Annotated in this window: 16 protein-coding genes; 4 read left to right on the forward strand and 12 right to left on the reverse strand. The window is 64.9% G+C overall.

The annotated features are described in order from the left end of the window. Positions 1–118: 118 nt before the first annotated feature. Positions 119–922 carry an undecaprenyl-diphosphate phosphatase gene (locus BSY18_RS14675; protein ID WP_069051005.1) on the reverse strand — a complete coding sequence of 268 codons (804 nt, stop codon included), beginning with the start codon at positions 920–922 and terminating at the stop codon, positions 119–121. Between the two features lie 191 nt (positions 923–1,113). On the opposite strand from BSY18_RS14675, the gene BSY18_RS14680 reads away from it, so the two are divergent. Then, positions 1,114–3,057: an alkyl/aryl-sulfatase gene (locus tag BSY18_RS14680; protein ID WP_236823375.1), complete on the forward strand. Its 1,944-nt coding sequence runs from the start codon at positions 1,114–1,116 to the stop codon at positions 3,055–3,057. 148 nt (positions 3,058–3,205) lie between these two features. Here BSY18_RS14680 and BSY18_RS14685 read toward each other — a convergent pair whose 3' ends face one another. From BSY18_RS14685 to BSY18_RS14725, 11 genes are all read right to left on the reverse strand, one after another. After that, complete coding sequence (locus BSY18_RS14685; RefSeq protein WP_069051007.1) at positions 3,206–3,859, reverse strand: glutathione S-transferase family protein; 654 nt, start codon at positions 3,857–3,859, stop codon at positions 3,206–3,208. 26 nt (positions 3,860–3,885) lie between these two features. After that, positions 3,886–4,539: a ribosome biogenesis GTP-binding protein YihA/YsxC gene (yihA, locus tag BSY18_RS14690; protein WP_171900244.1), complete on the reverse strand. Its 654-nt coding sequence runs from the start codon at positions 4,537–4,539 to the stop codon at positions 3,886–3,888. Continuing rightward, on the reverse strand, positions 4,536–6,347 hold the full coding sequence (gene yidC, locus BSY18_RS14695; protein ID WP_069051008.1) for a membrane protein insertase YidC: 1,812 nt from the start codon (positions 6,345–6,347) through the stop codon (positions 4,536–4,538). Before yidC ends, yihA begins: the two co-directional genes overlap by 4 nt. Positions 6,348–6,396: 49 nt before the next feature. Then, on the reverse strand, positions 6,397–6,606 hold the full coding sequence (gene yidD / locus BSY18_RS20690; RefSeq protein ID WP_082382300.1) for a membrane protein insertion efficiency factor YidD: 210 nt from the start codon (positions 6,604–6,606) through the stop codon (positions 6,397–6,399). A gap of 106 nt (positions 6,607–6,712) precedes the next feature. Next, positions 6,713–7,153, reverse strand: coding sequence for a ribonuclease P protein component (gene rnpA / locus BSY18_RS14700; RefSeq protein WP_231683923.1), 441 nt, complete (start codon positions 7,151–7,153; stop codon positions 6,713–6,715). Positions 7,154–7,191: 38 nt separating this feature from the next. Continuing rightward, positions 7,192–7,326, reverse strand: coding sequence for a 50S ribosomal protein L34 (rpmH, locus tag BSY18_RS20695; RefSeq protein WP_081985062.1), 135 nt, complete (start codon positions 7,324–7,326; stop codon positions 7,192–7,194). Positions 7,327–7,481: 155 nt separating this feature from the next. Then, positions 7,482–8,153 (reverse strand): hypothetical protein, encoded by a 672-nt coding sequence (locus tag BSY18_RS14705; protein WP_069051009.1) that lies wholly within the window; start codon positions 8,151–8,153, stop codon positions 7,482–7,484. After that, the gene (gene acnA / locus BSY18_RS14710; RefSeq protein ID WP_069051010.1) at positions 8,150–10,822 is read right to left on the reverse strand and encodes an aconitate hydratase AcnA; all 2,673 of its coding nucleotides are present in this window, start codon (positions 10,820–10,822) and stop codon (positions 8,150–8,152) included. The genes BSY18_RS14705 and acnA overlap by 4 nt, the downstream gene beginning before the upstream one ends. A gap of 239 nt (positions 10,823–11,061) precedes the next feature. Further along, positions 11,062–12,492, reverse strand: a complete 1,431-nt coding sequence (tldD, locus tag BSY18_RS14715) for a metalloprotease TldD (protein WP_442856582.1) — start codon at positions 12,490–12,492, stop codon at positions 11,062–11,064. A gap of 174 nt (positions 12,493–12,666) precedes the next feature. After that, entirely contained in the window at positions 12,667–13,992 is a 1,326-nt protein-coding gene (gene gltX / locus BSY18_RS14720; protein WP_069051012.1) for a glutamate--tRNA ligase, read from the reverse strand. Further along, the gene (locus BSY18_RS14725; protein ID WP_069051937.1) at positions 13,989–15,644 is read right to left on the reverse strand and encodes an NAD+ synthase; all 1,656 of its coding nucleotides are present in this window, start codon (positions 15,642–15,644) and stop codon (positions 13,989–13,991) included. Before BSY18_RS14725 ends, gltX begins: the two co-directional genes overlap by 4 nt. Before the next feature lie 176 nt (positions 15,645–15,820). Between BSY18_RS14725 and BSY18_RS14730 the strand changes: the two genes are divergently transcribed. Genes BSY18_RS14730 through BSY18_RS14740 form a run of 3 tightly spaced genes read left to right on the forward strand, consistent with a single transcriptional unit; the run spans position 15,821 to position 17,997 of the window. Further along, positions 15,821–16,756, forward strand: a complete 936-nt coding sequence (locus BSY18_RS14730) for a ribose-phosphate pyrophosphokinase (protein ID WP_054135049.1) — start codon at positions 15,821–15,823, stop codon at positions 16,754–16,756. A gap of 9 nt (positions 16,757–16,765) precedes the next feature. Beyond that, positions 16,766–17,200, forward strand: a complete 435-nt coding sequence (locus BSY18_RS14735; RefSeq protein ID WP_069051013.1) for a cupin domain-containing protein — start codon at positions 16,766–16,768, stop codon at positions 17,198–17,200. Next, positions 17,197–17,997: an arylamine N-acetyltransferase family protein gene (locus tag BSY18_RS14740; RefSeq protein WP_069051014.1), complete on the forward strand. Its 801-nt coding sequence runs from the start codon at positions 17,197–17,199 to the stop codon at positions 17,995–17,997. The genes BSY18_RS14735 and BSY18_RS14740 overlap by 4 nt, the downstream gene beginning before the upstream one ends. The last annotated feature ends 35 nt before the right edge of the window (positions 17,998–18,032 follow it).

The following is an 18,032-nucleotide window of genomic DNA, read 5'->3' on the forward strand; positions in this document are numbered from 1 at the left end:
CGGCAGAGTCACGTACTTTTATGACAATAGGTAAGCATTACTGACTTTGTAATTTTGGACCATCTAGCTACAGGCGTATGTCCGGAAGCATGGCCACCTTTAAAGGGCCGAAATGCGACTATCGGTTGGCGAGCCACACCAGAGCCGCCACGCCTGCGATGATGCGATACCAGGCAAAGGGCACAAATCCGTAGCGGGTGATGATCTTGAGGAACGCCTTCACCACCACCAAAGCGACCACGAACGAGACGACAAAGCCGATCGCGATCGCGCCGAAGTCATCAGGGGTCAGCAGTTCGCGGTTCTTGAACAGCTGCAGCGCGGTGGCGCCGGTCAGCGTCGGCAGCGCCAGAAAGAAGCTGAACTCTGCCGCGGTCTTGCGGTCGACGCCCATCGCCATGGCACCCAGGATGGTCGCGCCCGAGCGGCTTACGCCGGGGATCATCGCGATGCACTGGACGAGGCCGATGCCGATCGCGGTCTTGAACGGAACGCCGGCAACACCGCCGGCATCGCTGGTCTTGGCGAGTTTCTCGACCACCAGGATCGCGACACCGCCGATGATCAGCGCCCAGGCGACCACCACCGCATTTTCGAGCAATTTGTCGATCTGATCGCCAAACGCCAGGCCCAGCACGACGGCGGGGAAGAAGGCGATCAGCAGGTTGCGGGTGAAGGCGACCGCCGAAGGCTCCCATGTCATCAAGCCCTTGAGCACATCCATGAACGTCCGCCAGTAGAGCACGACGATGGCGAGGATCGCACCTGGCTGGATCGCGATGTTGAACACCGCCCAGGCCTGGGCATCGAAGCCCAGCAGCTCGGTGGCGAGGATCAGGTGCCCAGTGGAGGAAACCGGAAGAAACTCGGTCAGGCCTTCGACGATTCCCAGCAAAATGGGGATGAGATACAGTTCGATCATCCGGCTGTAAGAGCGGCGGCAGACTGCCAAGTCAACCGGCTATCGGCCTTTTTGCATGGGCATCTGCCGCACGACAGATCGGTTTTCGAACCGGGCCGACGAACAGATGCTGACATCCGCGATCGCTTATGGCAGCATCGCTGCCAATAGATAGGCGCAGCAGCGCCAGGCGATCAGGATGGAGGATGACGATGAAACGGATCTGGAAAACCGGCGTGATGGCGCTTGCGCTCGCGACCCCGATGGCGGCGCAAGCGCAGCTCACCGACGCCGAGCGCGCGGCTGTGCTGGCGCGGCTCCCCGCCGATGACGGCAGCGACCTTGCCGATGCGACCCGCGGCAAGATCGCCGAGATTCCCGGCGGGCTGATCCGCACGTCAGATGGCAAGACCGTTTGGGATGCAGGCGCGTTCGATTTCCTCAACGCCGAAACCGCACCTTCGACCGTCCACCCCTCGTTGTGGCGGCAGGCCCGGCTCAACCGCATCCACGGGCTGTTCGAGATCGTCCCGGGCAAGGTGTGGCAGGTGCGCGGCTATGACATCGCGGTGATGACGATCATCTCGGGCAAGACCGGATGGATCGTGGTCGACCCGCTGCTCACCGAGGAAGCTGCGGCCGCAGCGATGCAGCTTGCCGAATCGAAGATCGGCAAGCGGCCGATATCGGCACTTCTGTTCAGCCACAGCCATGCCGACCATTTCGGCGGGGTCGGCGGGATCATCTCGGCTGACGAGGTGAAAAAGCGCAAGGTGCCGGTGGTCGCGCCGCACGGCTTTGCCGAGGAAGCGGTGAGCGAGAACGTGCTTGCGGGCAACGCGATGACCCGCCGGTCATCCTACATGTTCGGCACCGCGCTGGCCCCGGGGGTCGAGGGCCGGGTCGACAACGGCCTGGGGACCGGGCTGTCGGTCGGCACCACCGGGTACCTTTCGCCCAATATGCTGATCGGGCCCGAGGGTGGCCTGAAAATCATCGACGGCGTGCGCTTCGATTTCCTCGATGCCGCCGGGACCGAGGCGCCCGCCGAATTCCTGTTCTATCTGCCCGATTTCAAGGTGCTGCACACCACCGAGGTTTCGGTGAAGACGCTGCACAACATCCTCACGCTGCGCGGCGCGCAGGTGCGCGATGCGCTGCTCTGGTCGAAGATCATCGACAAGGCGCTGGTCAAATGGGGCGGCAGCGCCGAGGTTCAGATCGCGTCGCACAACTGGCCGACCTGGGGGCAGGCGCGGGTCGCGGGCTATCTGGAGAACCAGCGCGATGCCTATCGCTTTGTCCACGACCGCACCTTGGGCCGCGCCAACTCCGGCATGACGCTGCACGAACTTGCCGACGGCATCGCCGAGCCTTCGGCGCAGCAGCAGGCCTATGCCGCGCGCGGCTATTACGGCACGATCAACCACAACATGAAGGCGACCTATCAGCGTTATTATGGCTGGTGGGACGGAGTTCCGGCCAACTTCAATCCGCTTCCCCCGGTGACTGCGGGCAAGGGCTATGTCGAGCTGGCGGGCGGCGCCGATGCGCTGCTTGCGGCGGGCAAAAAGGCGCAAGGCGCGGGCAACCACCGCTGGGCCGCCGAATTGCTCAACCATCTGGTGTTTGCCGAGCCCGCGAACGCGGCGGCCAAGGCTGCGCTCGCCGACAGCTACGAGGCACTGGGCTTTGCTGCCGAATCGGGCATCTGGCGCAATTACTATCTCGCAGGCGCGGCCACGCTGCGCGGCACCGAACTGCCGCGCAAGGGCGCCAGCACCCAGAGCCGCAGCTTCATCAGCGCTATCCCCACGGCAGAGTTCTTCGATGCGCTCGCCACCCGCTTTGCCGCCGAACGCTCGGGCAACATGCGCGCCAGAATCAACTTCATCCTGCCTGACACCAAGGAGACGCTGGGCATCATGGTCAACGGCGATGTCGAGATCCCGCGCTATGGCGCAACGCTCAGCGATGCCAATGCAACCGTGACGCTGAACCGCAAGGACTTTGACGCCATCGTGCTGGGGGAAACCGATTTCCCGAAGCTGATGCAGTCGGGCGCGATGAAGATCGACGGGGATTCGGGGCTGTTCCTGCGCTGGCTGATGCTTCACCCGCCATTCGACCCGGCGTTTGCCGTGGTGACGCCATAGCGCGATCTCTCTCCCCTCCCGTTTACGGGAGGGGTGGCTGAGCCGCAGGCGAAGACGGGGTGGGCCTGAGATTAGCGTCGGAGCAGGCCCACCCCGGCCTTCGGCCACCCCTCCCGCAAGCGGTAGGGGAGAGCAGGCTGGCGTTAACCTAACGCTCGAACCGGTCGATCACCCACGTCTCGGCGAGCGCGGCCTCGGTCCATTGCGCCATCCATTCATGGCCCAGAACCGCCTCGCTGTACGCGCGGGCAAAGCCGGGGAGCGTAAACCCATAAGTTTCGAACCGGCTGACCACCGGGGCGAACATGATGTCGGCGGCGCCAAAGCTGCCGAACAGGAACGGACCGCCGCGCCCGAAGCGTGCGCGCGCCTCGGCCCAGAGCGAGAGGATGCGCATCACGTCCTGGTGCGCTTCGGGGCTGACGGGGACGTCGGTGTGCCGCGCGCGCATGTTCATGCTGAATTCGCGGCGCAGCGCCATGTAGCCGCTGTGCATTTCCGCCGCCATCGAGCGCGCAAGCCCGCAGGCGACCGGGTCCTTGGGCCAGAAGCGGTCGCGGTGGGTCTTGTCGGCAAGCCAGTCGATGATGCCGAGCGAATCCCACACCACCGCTTCGCCATCCCACAGCACCGGAACTTTTCCGGCAGACGGCTGGAACTCCTCGCGCAGGCGGGTCTCGGCCCAGGCATCGTCATACAACGGCACGACGATCTCTTCGAACGGCAGGCCGGACTGCTTGCACGCCAGCCAGCCGCGCAGCGACCAGCTCGAGTAGTTCTTGTTGCCGATGTACAGTTTCATGCCAGCCCCTGCCCCTGCCGCGCTGCTCACTCGCTGATCGAATCCATCACGAACCCGCGCAGCTCGTCAATACCCATGCGCTTTTCAGACGAGGTGATGATGACATCGGGGAAGGCGGCGGCGTGCTTGCGCGCTTCGGCGCGGGTGGCGTCGGCGACCTTTTCGAGCTCGCTTGCCTTGATCTTGTCCGCCTTGGTCAGCACCAGCCTGTAGCTGACCGCAGCCTCGTCGAGCATCTTCATGACGTCGAGATCGACCTCCTTGACCCCGTGGCGGCTGTCGATCAGCACCAGGGTGCGCTTGAGCACCGCGCGGCCGCGAAGGTAATCGTTGATCAGGAAGCGCCATTTCTTGACGACATCCTTGGGCGCCTTGGCATAGCCATAGCCCGGCATGTCGACCACGCGAAAGCGCACCGGATCGCCGATATCGAAGAAGTTGAGCTCCTGCGTGCGGCCCGGCGTCACCGAGGTGCGCGCGATCGCCCGCCTGCCCACCAATGCGTTGAGCAGCGAGGATTTGCCGACGTTGGAGCGGCCCGCAAAGGCGATTTCGGGCACCGAGGGGGCGGGCAGGAATTCGAGCGCGGGCGCGGACTTGAGGAAGGTCACCGATCCCGAGAACAGCCGATTGGCTTCCTGCAGCAGCGGATGGATGGTGGGCTGGGATTCGTCGGTCACGCGCCACCCTTCTCTTTGGGCATCTTGTCCTTCTCGGCCTTGGCGGCCTTGGCCGCCGCCTCTTGCGCCGCCAGCTCCTTCAATTGCGGATGACGGCTGTAGAGCCACTTCTGCTGCGCGATGGTGAGCACGTTGGACATTGCCCAATAGAGCTGCAGACCCGCGGCAAACGGCGCCATCACGAACATGAGCACCCAGGGCATGATCGAAAAGACCTGCTGCTGGACCGGGTCCATCGGCGCGGGATTGAGCTTGAACTGCAGCCACATGGTGACGCCCAGGATGATCGGCAGGATGCCGATGGCGATCATGCTCGGCGGATCGAAGGGGAGCAGTCCGAACAGGTTGACCGGAGTCAGCGGATCGGGCGCGGAGAGATCTTTGATCCACAAGACGAACGGCTGGTGACGCATCTCGATCGCCAGCAGCAGCACCTTGTACAGCGCGAAGAACACCGGGATCTGCAGGAACATCGGCAGGCACCCGGCGAGCGGATTGACCTTTTCCTTGCGGTACAGCTCCATCATCTCGGTCTGGAGCTTCTGTTTGTCGTCCTTGTAGCGTTCCTGCAGCGCCTTCATCTTGGGCTGCACCGCGCGCATCTGCGCCATCGAGGCGAACTGGCGCTGTGCGATCGGGAACATCAGGCCGCGGATGATGATGGTCAGCAGGATGATCGCCACGCCGAAATTGCCGACCTGCTCGAACAGCCAGTTGAGCAGCTTGAAGATCGGCTTTTCGAACCAGATGAACCAGCCCCAGTCGACCGCGCGGTCGAGCAGCTTGATGTCCTTGGCATCGACATAATCGTCGAGCAGTTCGGTTTCCTTGGCGCCGGCAAACAGCATCGCCTTGGTCTCGACCATCTTGCCGGGTGCCACGACCTTGCTGTCGAACAGCAGTTCGGACTGGTAGAGCTTGCCGCCCAGGCTGCGGAAATTGCCCGCCATCTGGCCGGTCGATCCGGGCGCGGGGATCAGCGCCGAGAGCCAGTAATGGTCAGTGAAGCCCAGCCAGTCGATGTTGCCGCCATATTCGACGAGCTTCTTGGGGTTCTCGTCGAGATCGTCATAATGCACGTCGAAATCGGCGACATCGTCGAACACGCCCAGAGGGCCGTTGCGAACGGTCCAGGTGCTGGGGTCGGCATTGGCGCTGGTGCGGTTGATCAGCCCCAAAGGCCGCACGATCGCAGGCGTGGCGCCCGAATTGATGAACCGCTGGGTGACGCTGATCAGATAATTGGCGTCGATCGCATAGACGATCTCGAACCTTTGCCCGGCCGGGTTGGCCCAGCGCAGCGTGACGGGAGTCGACGGGGTGAGCCTGCCGCCGCTGGGCGTCCACACCGTCTGGCTGGTCGGGGTGACGACACCCTCGCCGATCCAGCCGAACTGCGCGAAATACTGGTCTGCGGTACCGGCAGGCGAAAACAGGTGGACAAGGTCGCTGTCCTTGTCGAGCTTCTCGCGATAATCCTTGAGCACGACATCATCGATGCGCGCGCCGGTGAGGTTAATCGACCCGCCCACGCGCGGCGCATCGATGGCGACGCGCGCACTATCGGCCAGCACGGCCTTGCGGGTGCGGATGATCTTGGAGGCGCTGGCAGTATCGGGAACGGTGCCCGAAACCGCGCCCGAAGAGGCGCCGGGGGTGGCGGGATCGAGGCCCGGGCGCGGCGCATTGGCCACATCCTCGACCGTTGCCGGGCGCGCTGGATAGAACACCTCCAGCGCATAGGGCCATCCGAACAGAATCAGGGCCATCAGGGTGATGGCCAGGATGACGTTACGCTGATTCTCCACGCTTCAAACCTCGTTCCGGTAATGCATTCGGGGGCGCCTCATCTGCGCATCAGGGCACTGGATCATGGCCGTGCCCGCCCCATGGGTGACAGCGCAATAGCCGCTTCGTCGCCAACCAGCCACCCTTAATCGCACCATGGCGTTTGAGCGCCTGGATGGCATATTCCGAGCAGCTGGGATCATAGCGGCACGACGGCGGAAGGATGCGCGACGGGCCAAGTTGCCAGCCTCGGGCGATCCAGATCAGCAGGGTGCGCATCGGTATTCCATGCCCCCAAGCTCATGCCGAACCTGCCGCGCGCGGCCAGAGCTATCGGACCGGCATGCGATTCCAGGCGACCAACACGCGATCATCGGCTGCGCCATCATCGCCGCCGGGGCTTGCCGCGCGGCGGACGGCGGTCGGACGAGGCCTTGCCATCGCGCACCCGCTCGAGTGCGCGGACCAGATCGGCGTGCATGGCGGCAAAGTCGCGCGTCATCGCCTCGCCCCTGCCGATCAGCACATGATCGGCGCCGGGAAGGCCGTGATGGCCAAGCACCTGGTGCGCCAGCGCGCGAAAGCGCCGCTTGATCCTGTTGCGGACGACCGCGTTACCGATCTTCTTGGTGACGGTATAGCCGATGCGCTTTGCCGGGCTGTCGTCCTGGCGCGGCTTGACCAGCAGCACGAAAGCCGGGGTGCCGACGCGCAGGCCGCCATTGGCCGCGAGAAAGTCGGCGCGCTGGCGCAGCACAACGGGCGCGCCGGAGGTATCCGGAGCGCCCGTCGAATCGGTCGGACTGGAAGGTGTGTCAGCAGCCACGCCCGCATCCACGGACGCCGGTTGCTCCACAGCCCCGATCAGGCGCTCAGGCGCTTGCGACCACGCGCGCGGCGTGCACGCAGAACCGCGCGGCCACCCGGGGTTGCAGTGCGCGAACGGAAACCGTGACGACGCGCGCGCACAAGGTTGCTGGGCTGAAATGTGCGCTTCATGCGGCACTCCTGATAAAACGGTGTTGGTTGATGATTCGCCGCGTGCTGCAGCTTGCGCCGAGCCCGCGAAAGCAGGCCGCATACGGTCGGGGCCAACCAAAGTCAAGCAATCCGCACCCTGCCCCGCGCCATTTCTGGCAGAGCGGGACGAATGCTCAGCCCGCCGCTGCCTCGCATGCGGTCAGGATGCTCATCAGATTGCCGACCGGGCTGATATCGCGCAGCGACAGCGCGAACAGCCGCTGGATCGAGGCCTCGTCTGTGTGGCCCTTCTCGATGTAGCGTTCCGGGGTCAGCCGCGCCGACAGCCGGTCCGCCAATGCGGTCATCCGCTTGCCGAACGGGCTTTCGCCCGAATCCTCGAGCTCGCTCTCCGCCACGCCCGCCATATAGCCGGTGAGCGCATAGCATTGCATGTCGCGGGTGAACGGGTCGGCAGGCAAGGTGATGGTGCGCTTCGAGCTGATCAGCGGGTATCGCGCCGCACACAGCGGCAGGAGCTGCGGCGCATCGGTCGCCAGCGTCTCCAGATTGGGCGGGGTGAGCCCGACCAGTTCCTCGACCTTCTCGACGAAAGTCTCGGGCGTGTCGGCGGTCACCCTGCGCGCGGCATCGAACAGGAACCACGTCGCTTCGGCCACCGCTTCGGTCTGGCCGCGCCCGGCGAGCACTGCGGCATAGAAGCACATGATGCCCGCCGCCTGCGCATCGGCAGGCAGGGCAGGCGTCGCGGCGACCTGCGCCCGTGCCGGGGAGGCCGGCACCGCGCCAAGGGCCATCGCCGCGCCGATCAGCGCAGCGACAGCCCGTGACACGAACGGCTTCATGCAGCCAGCTTCCTCAGCACGTAATGCAGGATGCCGCCGTTCATGAAATACTCGATTTCATTGGCGGTATCGATGCGGCACAGCGCCTCGAAGCTGAAGGTCGAGCCATCGGCGCGGGTTACCTTGACGGTGACCTGCTGGCGCGGCTTGAGATCGGCAACACCTTCGATGGTGAAGCTGTCGTCGCCGGTCAGGCCCAGCGACAGGCGGGTATCGCCGTCCTGGAACTGCAGCGGAAGCACGCCCATGCCCACGAGGTTGGAGCGGTGGATGCGTTCGAAGCTTTCGACGATCACGGCTTTCACGCCCAGCAGGTTGGTGCCCTTGGCCGCCCAGTCGCGCGACGATCCGGTGCCGTATTCCTTGCCCGCGATCACTACCAGAGGCGTACCATCGGCCTTGTGACGCATCGCTGCGTCATAGATCGGCATCACTTCCTGGCCATAGCGGCTCATGCCGCCCTCGATGCCCGGGACCATCTCGTTCTTGATGCGGATGTTGGCGAAGGTGCCGCGCATCATCACGTCATGATGGCCACGGCGCGCGCCATAGCTGTTGAAGTCGGACTTGGCGACCTGATGCTCCATCAGCCACTTGCCCGCCGGCGAATCCGCCTTGATCGAGCCTGCGGGCGAGATGTGATCGGTCGTAATCGAATCGCCCAGGATCGCGAGCGGCTTGGCCTCGATGATGTCCCCCACCGGCGCGGGGGTCATGCTCATGCCCTCGAAGTACGGCGGGTTGGCGACATAGGTCGAGCCCGCGCGCCAGTTGTAGGTGTCCGAACCTTCGACGTTGATCGCCTGCCAATGCTCGTCGCCGAGGTAGACGTTCGCATAGCGCGCCTGGAACATGGCGCGGTCCATGCACGCCGCCATGGTGTCGGCAACTTCCAGATTGGTGGGCCAGATGTCCTTGAGGAACACGTCATGGCCGTCGGTCGCCTGGCCGATCGGGGTGGTGGTGAAGTCCTCGATCACCGTGCCCTTGAGCGCGTAAGCCACGACCAGCGGCGGGCTGGCGAGGAAGTTGGCGCGCACGTCGGGCGACACGCGGCCTTCGAAGTTGCGGTTGCCCGAGATGACGGCGGCGGCGACCAGACCGTTCTCGTTGATCGCCTTGCTGATCGGTTCGGCCAGCGGGCCCGAGTTGCCGATACAGGTGGTGCAGCCATAGCCGACGAGGTTGAAGCCGACCGCATCGAGATGCGTCTGCAGCCCGGCCTTGTTGAAATAGTCGGTGACCACCTGCGATCCGGGCGCGAGCGAGGTCTTGACCCAGGGCTTGGGACGCAGGCCCAGCTCATTCGCCTTCTTGGCGACGAGGCCGGCGGCAACCATCACGCCGGGGTTCGAGGTGTTGGTGCACGAGGTGATCGCAGCGATCATGACATCGCCATCGCCGATATCGAAGTCCTTGCCGTCCACCGCGACGCGGGTGTTGGCGCGCTTGTAGGTTTCGGCCATGTCCTTGGCGAAAACGTCGTCGACTTCGGTGAGATCGACGCGATCCTGAGGACGCTTGGGACCGGCAAGCGAAGGCACGACGGTCGACATGTCGAGCTCGAGCGTGCTGGTGAACACCGGATCGACCGCATCGGGGTGGATCCAGAACCCCTGCTCCTTGGCATAGGCTTCGATCAATGCCAGCGCGTCTTCGTCACGCCCGGTGAGGCGCATGTAATCGAGCGTCTTGTCGTCGATGCCGAAGAAACCGCAGGTCGCGCCATATTCGGGCGCCATGTTGGCGAGCGTCGCGCGGTCGGCGAGGCTCAGCGAAGCCAGGCCCGGGCCGAAATATTCGACAAAGCGGCCGACCACGCCATGCTTGCGCAGCATGTTGGTGCAGGTCAGCACCAGATCGGTGGCGGTGACGCCTTCGTTGAGCGCGCCGGTGAGCTTGAAGCCGACGACTTCGGGGATCAGCATCGAGACCGGCTGGCCCAGCATCGCGGCTTCCGCCTCGATCCCGCCAACGCCCCAGCCCAGGACGCCCAGGCCGTTGATCATCGTGGTGTGGCTGTCGGTGCCGACGCAGGTGTCGGGATAGGCGACGGTCGCGCCGGTCGCATCGGTGCTGGTCCACACCGCCTGCGCGATGTTCTCGAGGTTCACCTGGTGGCAGATGCCGGTGCCCGGAGGAACCGCCTTGAAGTTGTCGAGGCTCTTGGAGCCCCATTTGAGAAAGTCGTAGCGCTCGCCGTTGCGGTAATATTCGATCTCGACATTCTGCTCGAACGCCTTGGGGTGACCGAATTCGTCGACCATCACCGAGTGGTCGATGACCAGGTGAACAGGGACGAGCGGATTGATCTTGCTGGTGTCACCGCCCAATTTGGCGATGGCATCGCGCATCGCCGCGAGATCGACGACGCACGGCACGCCGGTGAAATCCTGCAGCAGCACACGCGCGGGGCGATACTGGATTTCCGCATCCGACGAGGGGTTCTTCTGCCAGTCGACGATCGCCTGCGCATCGGCCACCGACACGGTAAAGCCGCCGTCTTCAAAGCGCAGCATGTTCTCGAGCAGCACCTTCATGCTGAACGGCAGCCGCGAGATATCGCCGAGCTTTTCGGCGGCCTTGGCGAGCGAATAATACGCGATGGACTTGCCGCCCACCTCCATGGTCGCGCGGGTGCCGAGCGTGTCCTGTCCAACAGCGGTCATGTGAAGGTCCCTCCAAAAGTACCAGTTATATGTATGGCGCATTGAAAGCGCCGGGTGTGACGGTTCGCACCAGAGGCCGGAATGGGGACGCGCGCGACCATTTTTCTGCGCGAAACCGGCGGGCCGATGCTGAATCGGGTGTGTCGGGGGAGGCCTTAGCGCAAGGTTGTGCGGGGGGGAAGGGGTAGATGGGGTCGGCAGTGTGGGTTCGCGGCTCGCAGGCCTTGCGGCGGGCTGTCTTACGCTCCAGTTCCGCCCACCGTCAGCCCGCTGACCAGCAATGTCGGCTGGCCCACGCCCGCAGGCACGCCCTGGCCTGCCTTGCCGCACATGCCGACGCCTTCGTCCAAGGCAAAATCGTTGCCGATGCCGGTGACCTTGGTGAGTACGGTGGGGCCGTCGCCGATCAAAGTGGCGCCCTTGATCGGGGCGCCCAATTTGCCGTTTTCGACGCGATAGGCTTCGGTGCACGAGAAGACGAACTTGCCCGAGACGATGTCGACCTGGCCGCCGCCGAAGCTCTTGGCGAAGATGCCATTTTTCACGCGGCTTAGCAGTTCCGCCGGGTCGTCATTCCCTGCGCGCATGAAAGTGTTGGTCATGCGCGGCATCGGGGCGTGGGCGTAGGACTGGCGGCGGCCGTTGCCGGTGGGGGCGACGCCCATCAGCCGGGCGTTGAGCCGGTCCTGCATGTATCCGCGCAGGATGCCGTTCTCGATCAGCACGTTCTCTTGCGTTGGCGTGCCTTCGTCATCGATGCTGAGCGATCCGCGCCGGTCCATGATCGAGCCATCGTCGACCACGGTGACGCCATCGGCGGCGACGCGCTGGCCGACCCGGCCCGAAAACGCGCTGGTGCCCTTGCGATTGAAATCGCCCTCGAGCCCATGCCCGATCGCTTCATGCAGGATGATCCCGGGCCAGCCGGGGCCGAGCAATACGGTCATCTCGCCCGCGGGCGCAGCGACGCTCTCCAGATTGGTCAGTGCCTGCGCCAATGCCTCATCGATCGCGCGGTTCCAGGTCGCCTCATTGAACAGGCCGTCGTACAGATAGCGCCCGCCCATGCCGAAGCTTCCGACCTCGCGCCGCTCGCCGCTTTGCGCCACGATCGAGACGTTGAGGCGCACCAGAGGGCGGACATCGGTGGCGACAAAGCCATCGGCGCGCACCACCTCGATCACCGACCAGCTGCCGATCAGGCTCGCGGTGACCTGCGCCACGCGCGGATCGCGTGCACGCGCGGCGGCATCGATCTTTTCGAGCAGCGCGATCTTGGTCTCGAACGGGATGCTCTCGAGCGGGTTACCGTCGGTGTAGAGATGGCGGTTGTTCTGCCGCGGCGGGGGGGCCGCCTCGCCCTTTGCGGGATCGAGCAGTGTCAGCGTCTCGGCGGCGCGACGGATGCCCGCTTCGCTGACGTCGTTGGCATGCGCAAAGCCGGTCATCTCGCCCGAAACACCGCGCAGGCCGAATCCTGAGTCGGTCGAGTAATCGGCGGTTTTCAGCCGGCCGTCATCAAATACAAAGCTCTCGCTCGCGGCATATTGCAGGTAGAGTTCGCCGTCATCGCAGCGGGCGAGCGCGTCGCGGGTAAGGCGCTGCGCAGCATCGGGGTCGAGCGCATCGGGGCGATAGAGGAACGAGCGGGGGTCTGCGGTGGCGATCATGGTCATGCCTAAGCATATGCGGCATGCGAGGGGATTATCCAAGGGCGTGCCGAGTTTTCACCTTCCCGTCATTCCCGCGAACGCGGGAATACCGCTTTGCGACGACGCAAAAGAAAGAAGCGGGACCCCCGCCTGCGCGGGGGGTGACGAAATTGGGCAAGGCGTGGCGTGCGTCTAGCCGCCAAGTCGCTCCAAGGCCCGCTCGCGCCCGATCAAAGGCAGCAGTTCGCCCATGTCGGGCCCATGGTCCATTCCGGTGAGCGCGCGGCGAAGCGGCAGGAACAGCCCTTTGCCCTTGCGTCCGGTGCTGGCCTTGAGCACCTCGGTCCAGTCCTTCCAAACCGTCGGACCGAAGTCGATCGGTTCGAGCGCAGCGCGCGCCTCGGCAAGAAACGTCGCATCCTCTGCCTCGGGCGCAGGCGCATCAATCGGTCCCTCGATGATCCGCCAGTAATCGGCGACCTCGCCCAGATGCGCGATATTGGGACGGATCGCGTGCCACGCCGCCTTGTCGATCTGCGGCGGAAGCTGATCGGCGATCGCAGCGAACTCGGCGGTGTGGATCAGTTGGCGGTTGATCCGCTCGAGATCCTCTTCGGCAAAACGCGCGGGCGCGCGGCCGAAGCGGGCGAAGTCGAAGCTCTCGAGCAGCGCGGCGCGATCATGCAGCGGCTCGACCGGATCAGACGTGCCCAGTCTTGCCAGCAGCGCGACGATCGCCTGCGGCAGGATGTGCTTGTCGCGCAGGTCGCCGACACCCAGCGAGCCCAGCCGCTTGGAGAGCTTGCCCTCCGAGCCGACCAGCAGCGCCTCGTGCGCGAACGCAGGGGGCGTGCTGCCCAATGCGGTGAACATCTGCAACTGCACCGCGGTGTTAGAGACATGATCCTCACCGCGCACCACATGGCTGATGCCCATGTCGACATCATCGATCGCGGAAGGGAGCATGTACAGCCAGCTGCCATCGGCGCGGCGGATGACGGGATCGGAGAGGCTGGCGGCGTCGAATTTCTGAGGCCCGCGGATCAGGTCGTCCCAGGCGATAGGTTCGTCATGGTCGAGCTTGAACCGCCAGTGCGGTTTCAGTCCCTGCCCCTCGAGCTCTGCGCGGTCTGCATCGGTGAGATTGAGCGCAGCGCGATCGTACACCGGCGGCAGGCCGCGCCCCAGAGCGATCTTGCGCTTGAGGTCGAGCTCCTGCGAGGTTTCGTAACACGCATAGACCCGGCCCGCGTCGCGCAGCCGGTCAAAAGCCGCGTCGTACAAGGCGCTCCGCTCCGACTGGCGATATTCCGCATCGGGGGCGAGCCCCAGCCAGGCGAGGTCCGCGCGAATGCCCTCGACATACTCCTCGCGACTGCGCTCCTTGTCGGTATCGTCGATGCGCAGGATGAAGCGCCCTTGGGTCTTCTTCGCCCACATCCAGTTGTGCAGCGCGGTGCGGATATTGCCGATGTGCAGGTGCCCGGTGGGCGACGGGGCGAAACGGGTGGTGGTCATGCTGTCCGGAACCTGTTGGTGATCGGATAGCGCCGGTCGCGGCCGAAGTTGCGGATGCCCAGCTTGACCCCGGGCGGGGCCTGGCGGCGCTTGTATTCGGCGATGTAGAGCAGGCGCTCGATCCGCGCGACGGTATCGTGCTCGAAGCCGCGCGCGACGATCTCGGCGACGCTGAGCTCCTCCTCGATCAGGCCGTGCAGGATCGGGTCGAGGATTTCGTAGGGCGGCAGGCTGTCGTCGTCGCGCTGGTCGGGGCGCAGTTCGGCGCTGGGCGGCTTGGTGATCACGCGCTCGGGCATCACCGGGCCGTCCGGGCCCAGCGCCAGCGGCGGCCTGTGCGCGTTGCGCCAGCGCGACAGTTCGAACACGGTGAGCTTGTAGGCGTCTTTCAGCACATTGTAGCCGCCCGCCATGTCGCCATAAATGGTGGCATAGCCGACGCTCATCTCGCTCTTGTTGCCGGTGGTGAGCAGCATGTGCCCGAATTTGTTGGAGAGGCTCATCAATGTCACCGCGCGGATGCGTGACTGGATGTTCTCTTCGGTGATGTCGACGTCACGGTCGGCAAAGCTGCCTTCGAGCATCGTATCGAACGCTGCGACCGCAGGCTGGATCGGAATGCTGTCGAGACGGCAGCCGAGCATCTGGGCGCAGCCGGCGGCATCATCCAGGCTGTCCTGGCTGGTGAAACGGCTGGGCAGCATCACGCACCACACCCGCTCGGGGCCCAGCGCATCGACCGCGACGGCGGCGGACAGCGCGCTGTCGATCCCGCCCGAAAGCCCCAGCACCACGCCGGGAAAGCCATTGGCGTTCACATAATCGCGCAGCCCGACGATCATCGCATGATAGGCATCCTGCGGGAACGGATCGAGCGCGTGGATCTCGCCGGGAGCACACTGCCAGCCGCCTGCCCCGCGCGTCCATTCGGTGCGCACACTCGCCGCCTCCCAATCGGGCAGCTGATGGACAAGCGATCCATCGGCGTTGACCACGAACGAGGCGCCGTCGAACACCAATTCGTCCTGCCCGCCGATGCGGTTCAAGAACACCAAAGGCAGTCCGGTCTCGGCAACGCGCGCGCGCACCACATTATGCAGCCGGCGCTCATCCTTTTCGATCTCGTACGGGCTGCCATGCGGCGCGATCAGGATCTGCGCCCCCATCGCCTTGAGATGCCCGCAGACCTTGGGGAACCAGATGTCCTCGCACAAGGGCAGGCCCAGCATCACGCCGCGGAACGGCACCGGAGGCTGCAGCGGAGCAGACGCGAACAGCCGCTTCTCATCGAAGGTGCCGTAATTGGGCAGCTCGTGCTTCAGGCGCACCGCGGTGATCGCGCCGCCATCGAGCAGTGCGAGGCCATTGAAAAGCTGGCCTTCACGCGCGAACACCGACCCCACCAGCATGGCCGGGCCGCCATCGGCGGTGGCTGCGGCCATCTCGTCGAGCTTGGCGGCAGCGCGCGCGATCAAAGCGGGCTTGAGCACCAGATCCTCGGGCGGATAGCCGATCAGCTGCAGTTCGGGGAACACGACAAGATCGCTTCCCGTCGCCTTGTCCCGCGCCGCCAGCATGGCATCGGCATTTCCGGGGATATCGCCCATCGCCTGCGCGCACTGGACAAGGGTGATCATAAGCCGGTCGGTCATCCCTGCCAGATAGGCGGCAGGCGCAAGCGCGGCAACCGAATTTGGCGGACCGCCCTGATGGTCGGCGGCGCGGGCTTGCGTGTCACACACATTTCACGAAACTTACATCTTCCGCTTGCCGGGTCACTTGGCTAACAGGGCCAAATTCGATCCGCGCAACGGGGAAGCACGATCACATGAAAATCCTGTCTGGCAACAGCAACCTGCCGCTGGCGCGTTCGATCGCGGCCTATCTGGAAATGCCGCTGACCGATGCCAGCGTGCGCCGCTTTGCCGATGAGGAAATCTTCGTCGAGATCCACGAGAATGTCCGCGGCGAGGACGTGTTCGTGATCCAGTCGACCGGCTATCCCGCCAACGACAATCTGATGGAGCTGCTGATCTGCATCGATGCGCTGAAGCGCGCATCGGCGCGGCGCATCACTGCGGTGATCCCCTATTTCGGCTATGCCCGGCAGGACCGCAAGCCCGGGCCCCGCACCCCGATCTCGGCCAAGCTGGTCGCCAACCTGATCACGGTTGCGGGCGCGGACCGTGTTCTCTCGGTCGATCTGCACGCAGGCCAGATCCAGGGCTTTTTCGATATCCCCACCGACAACCTCTATGCCGCACCGGTGATGGCGGCGGACATCCAGGCGCGCTTCGGCGAACACCAGCTGATGGTGGTGTCGCCTGACGTGGGCGGCGTGGTGCGCGCGCGTGCGCTCGCCAAACGGCTCGACAACGCGCCGCTGGCGATCGTCGACAAGCGCCGCGAACGCCCGGGTGAATCGGAAGTCATGAACATCATCGGCAACGTCGAAGGCCGCTTCTGCATCCTGATCGACGACATCGTCGATTCGGGTGGCACCCTGTGCAACGCGGCGCAGGCGCTGAAGAACGCAGGCGCGGTCGACGTGGTCAGCTATGTCACCCATGGTGTGCTTTCGGGCGGCGCGGTCGCGCGCGTCAACAACAGCGCGCTCAAGGAACTGGTGATCACCGATTCGATCCAGGCCACCGACGCGGTGACCGGATCGGACCGCATCCGCAGCCTGCCGATGGCGGCACTGATCGGCGAAGCCATCCGCCGCATTGCAGACGAAAGCTCGGTCTCAAGCCTGTTCGATTGATCCGGCGACATGGCGTCGATCCGCATGGCTGCCCTGCTGCTGGCAGCGGTCGGGCTGGCGGGGTGCGCGCGCGATAACAGCGACGCGCTGGCGGTGTACCGGCCAGCACCCGGTATCACCGAGATCGTGTCCGGGCCGATAGAGGCAGCGCCGGGCCATCATCTCGTGATGGGCGACCTCAATATTCCGCCGGGCGCACCGATCCCACGCCATTTCCATCATGGCGAGGAGTTTCTCTACGTCATCGGCGGCAGCACGGTCATCGCCCGTCAGGGACAGGAGGCCATGACGCTGCTGCCCGGACAGGGCACCCGCATCGCGCCCGGCACGGTGCACTGGGGCCGCGCCGGACCCGAAGGATTGCGCGCCGTCTCGAGCTGGGTCGTGCCCGATGGCCAGCCGCTGCGCGTGCCCGTACCGGCACCTGAAGGCAGCGCGCGTTGACCGCTTTTCTCGATCGCTATCTCGCCCGGCTCTGGCTGTCGCAGCTTCCTTCGGTCGATCTTGCCGGGCTGGATTGCCTGCTCTGGGCGCAGCGGCTTGCCATTCCCTATGAAGCGCTCGACGCACGCCTGGGGCGCGGTGTGGACCTTGATCCTGCTGTCGTCGCGGCCAAGCTGCTGTCGGGCACGCGCGGGGGCTATTGCTTCGAGCTCAACCAGCTGTTTGCGCGCGGGCTCGAGGCGCTGGGCTTTGCCGTGGACCCGATGCTGGCGCGGGTATGGTTCCGTCAGGAGCCGGACGATGACGTTCCGCCGCGCACGCACATCGTGCTGGCCGTCGCGCTGGAGGGCGAGCGCTGGCTTGCCGATGCAGGCTTTGGCGGCGGGCATGTCCCGGCGATGCCGATCCGAGACGGAGCCGAGGCCGCAGGCAATGACGGTGCCATCCATCGGCTGAGGCGCGATGCGGAATTCGGCTGGATGCTCGAACGGCATTTCGCCGGGCAGTGCCGCAACCAGTACAGCTTTACCGAAGACACTGCGCTCGCCGCCGACATCGCGATGTCCAATCACTGGACCGCGACATCGCCCTGTTCGCGCTTTATCCGCAACGTGCTGGTCAGCCAGGTGACGCAGGACGGATTGAAAGCGATCACCAACGACCAGTTCAGCCTGCAACGGGGCGACACCACCGACCGGATGCAGATTACCGGGCCCGAGGCGATGCGCAGGCTGCTCGCCGACGAATTCGGTATCATCATGTCAACACATGACGTCGAGGCACTCGCCGCATTTTGACCCGGATCAGTCTGGCCAACCGCGGCCCGAAGCGA

This window comes from Blastomonas sp. RAC04 (assembly GCF_001713435.1).
Lineage (GTDB): Bacteria > Pseudomonadota > Alphaproteobacteria > Sphingomonadales > Sphingomonadaceae > Blastomonas > Blastomonas fulva.

Excerpts from the sequence above, each read along its gene's own strand:
- BSY18_RS14675 (WP_069051005.1), bottom strand. The coding sequence starts at position 922 with ATGATCGAACTGTATCTCATCCCCATTTTGCTGGGAATCGTCGAAGGC.
- BSY18_RS14680 (WP_236823375.1), top strand. The coding sequence starts at position 1,114 with ATGAAACGGATCTGGAAAACCGGCGTGATGGCGCTTGCGCTCGCGACC.
- BSY18_RS14685 (WP_069051007.1), bottom strand. The coding sequence starts at position 3,859 with ATGAAACTGTACATCGGCAACAAGAACTACTCGAGCTGGTCGCTGCGC.
- yidD (WP_082382300.1), bottom strand. The coding sequence starts at position 6,606 with ATGCGCACCCTGCTGATCTGGATCGCCCGAGGCTGGCAACTTGGCCCG.
- rpmH (WP_081985062.1), bottom strand. The coding sequence starts at position 7,326 with ATGAAGCGCACATTTCAGCCCAGCAACCTTGTGCGCGCGCGTCGTCAC.
- BSY18_RS14705 (WP_069051009.1), bottom strand. The coding sequence starts at position 8,153 with ATGAAGCCGTTCGTGTCACGGGCTGTCGCTGCGCTGATCGGCGCGGCG.
- acnA (WP_069051010.1), bottom strand. The coding sequence starts at position 10,822 with ATGACCGCTGTTGGACAGGACACGCTCGGCACCCGCGCGACCATGGAG.
- tldD (WP_442856582.1), bottom strand. The coding sequence starts at position 12,492 with ATGATCGCCACCGCAGACCCCCGCTCGTTCCTCTATCGCCCCGATGCG.
- gltX (WP_069051012.1), bottom strand. The coding sequence starts at position 13,992 with ATGACCACCACCCGTTTCGCCCCGTCGCCCACCGGGCACCTGCACATC.
- BSY18_RS14725 (WP_069051937.1), bottom strand. The coding sequence starts at position 15,644 with ATGACCGACCGGCTTATGATCACCCTTGTCCAGTGCGCGCAGGCGATG.
- BSY18_RS14730 (WP_054135049.1), top strand. The coding sequence starts at position 15,821 with ATGAAAATCCTGTCTGGCAACAGCAACCTGCCGCTGGCGCGTTCGATC.
- BSY18_RS14735 (WP_069051013.1), top strand. The coding sequence starts at position 16,766 with ATGGCGTCGATCCGCATGGCTGCCCTGCTGCTGGCAGCGGTCGGGCTG.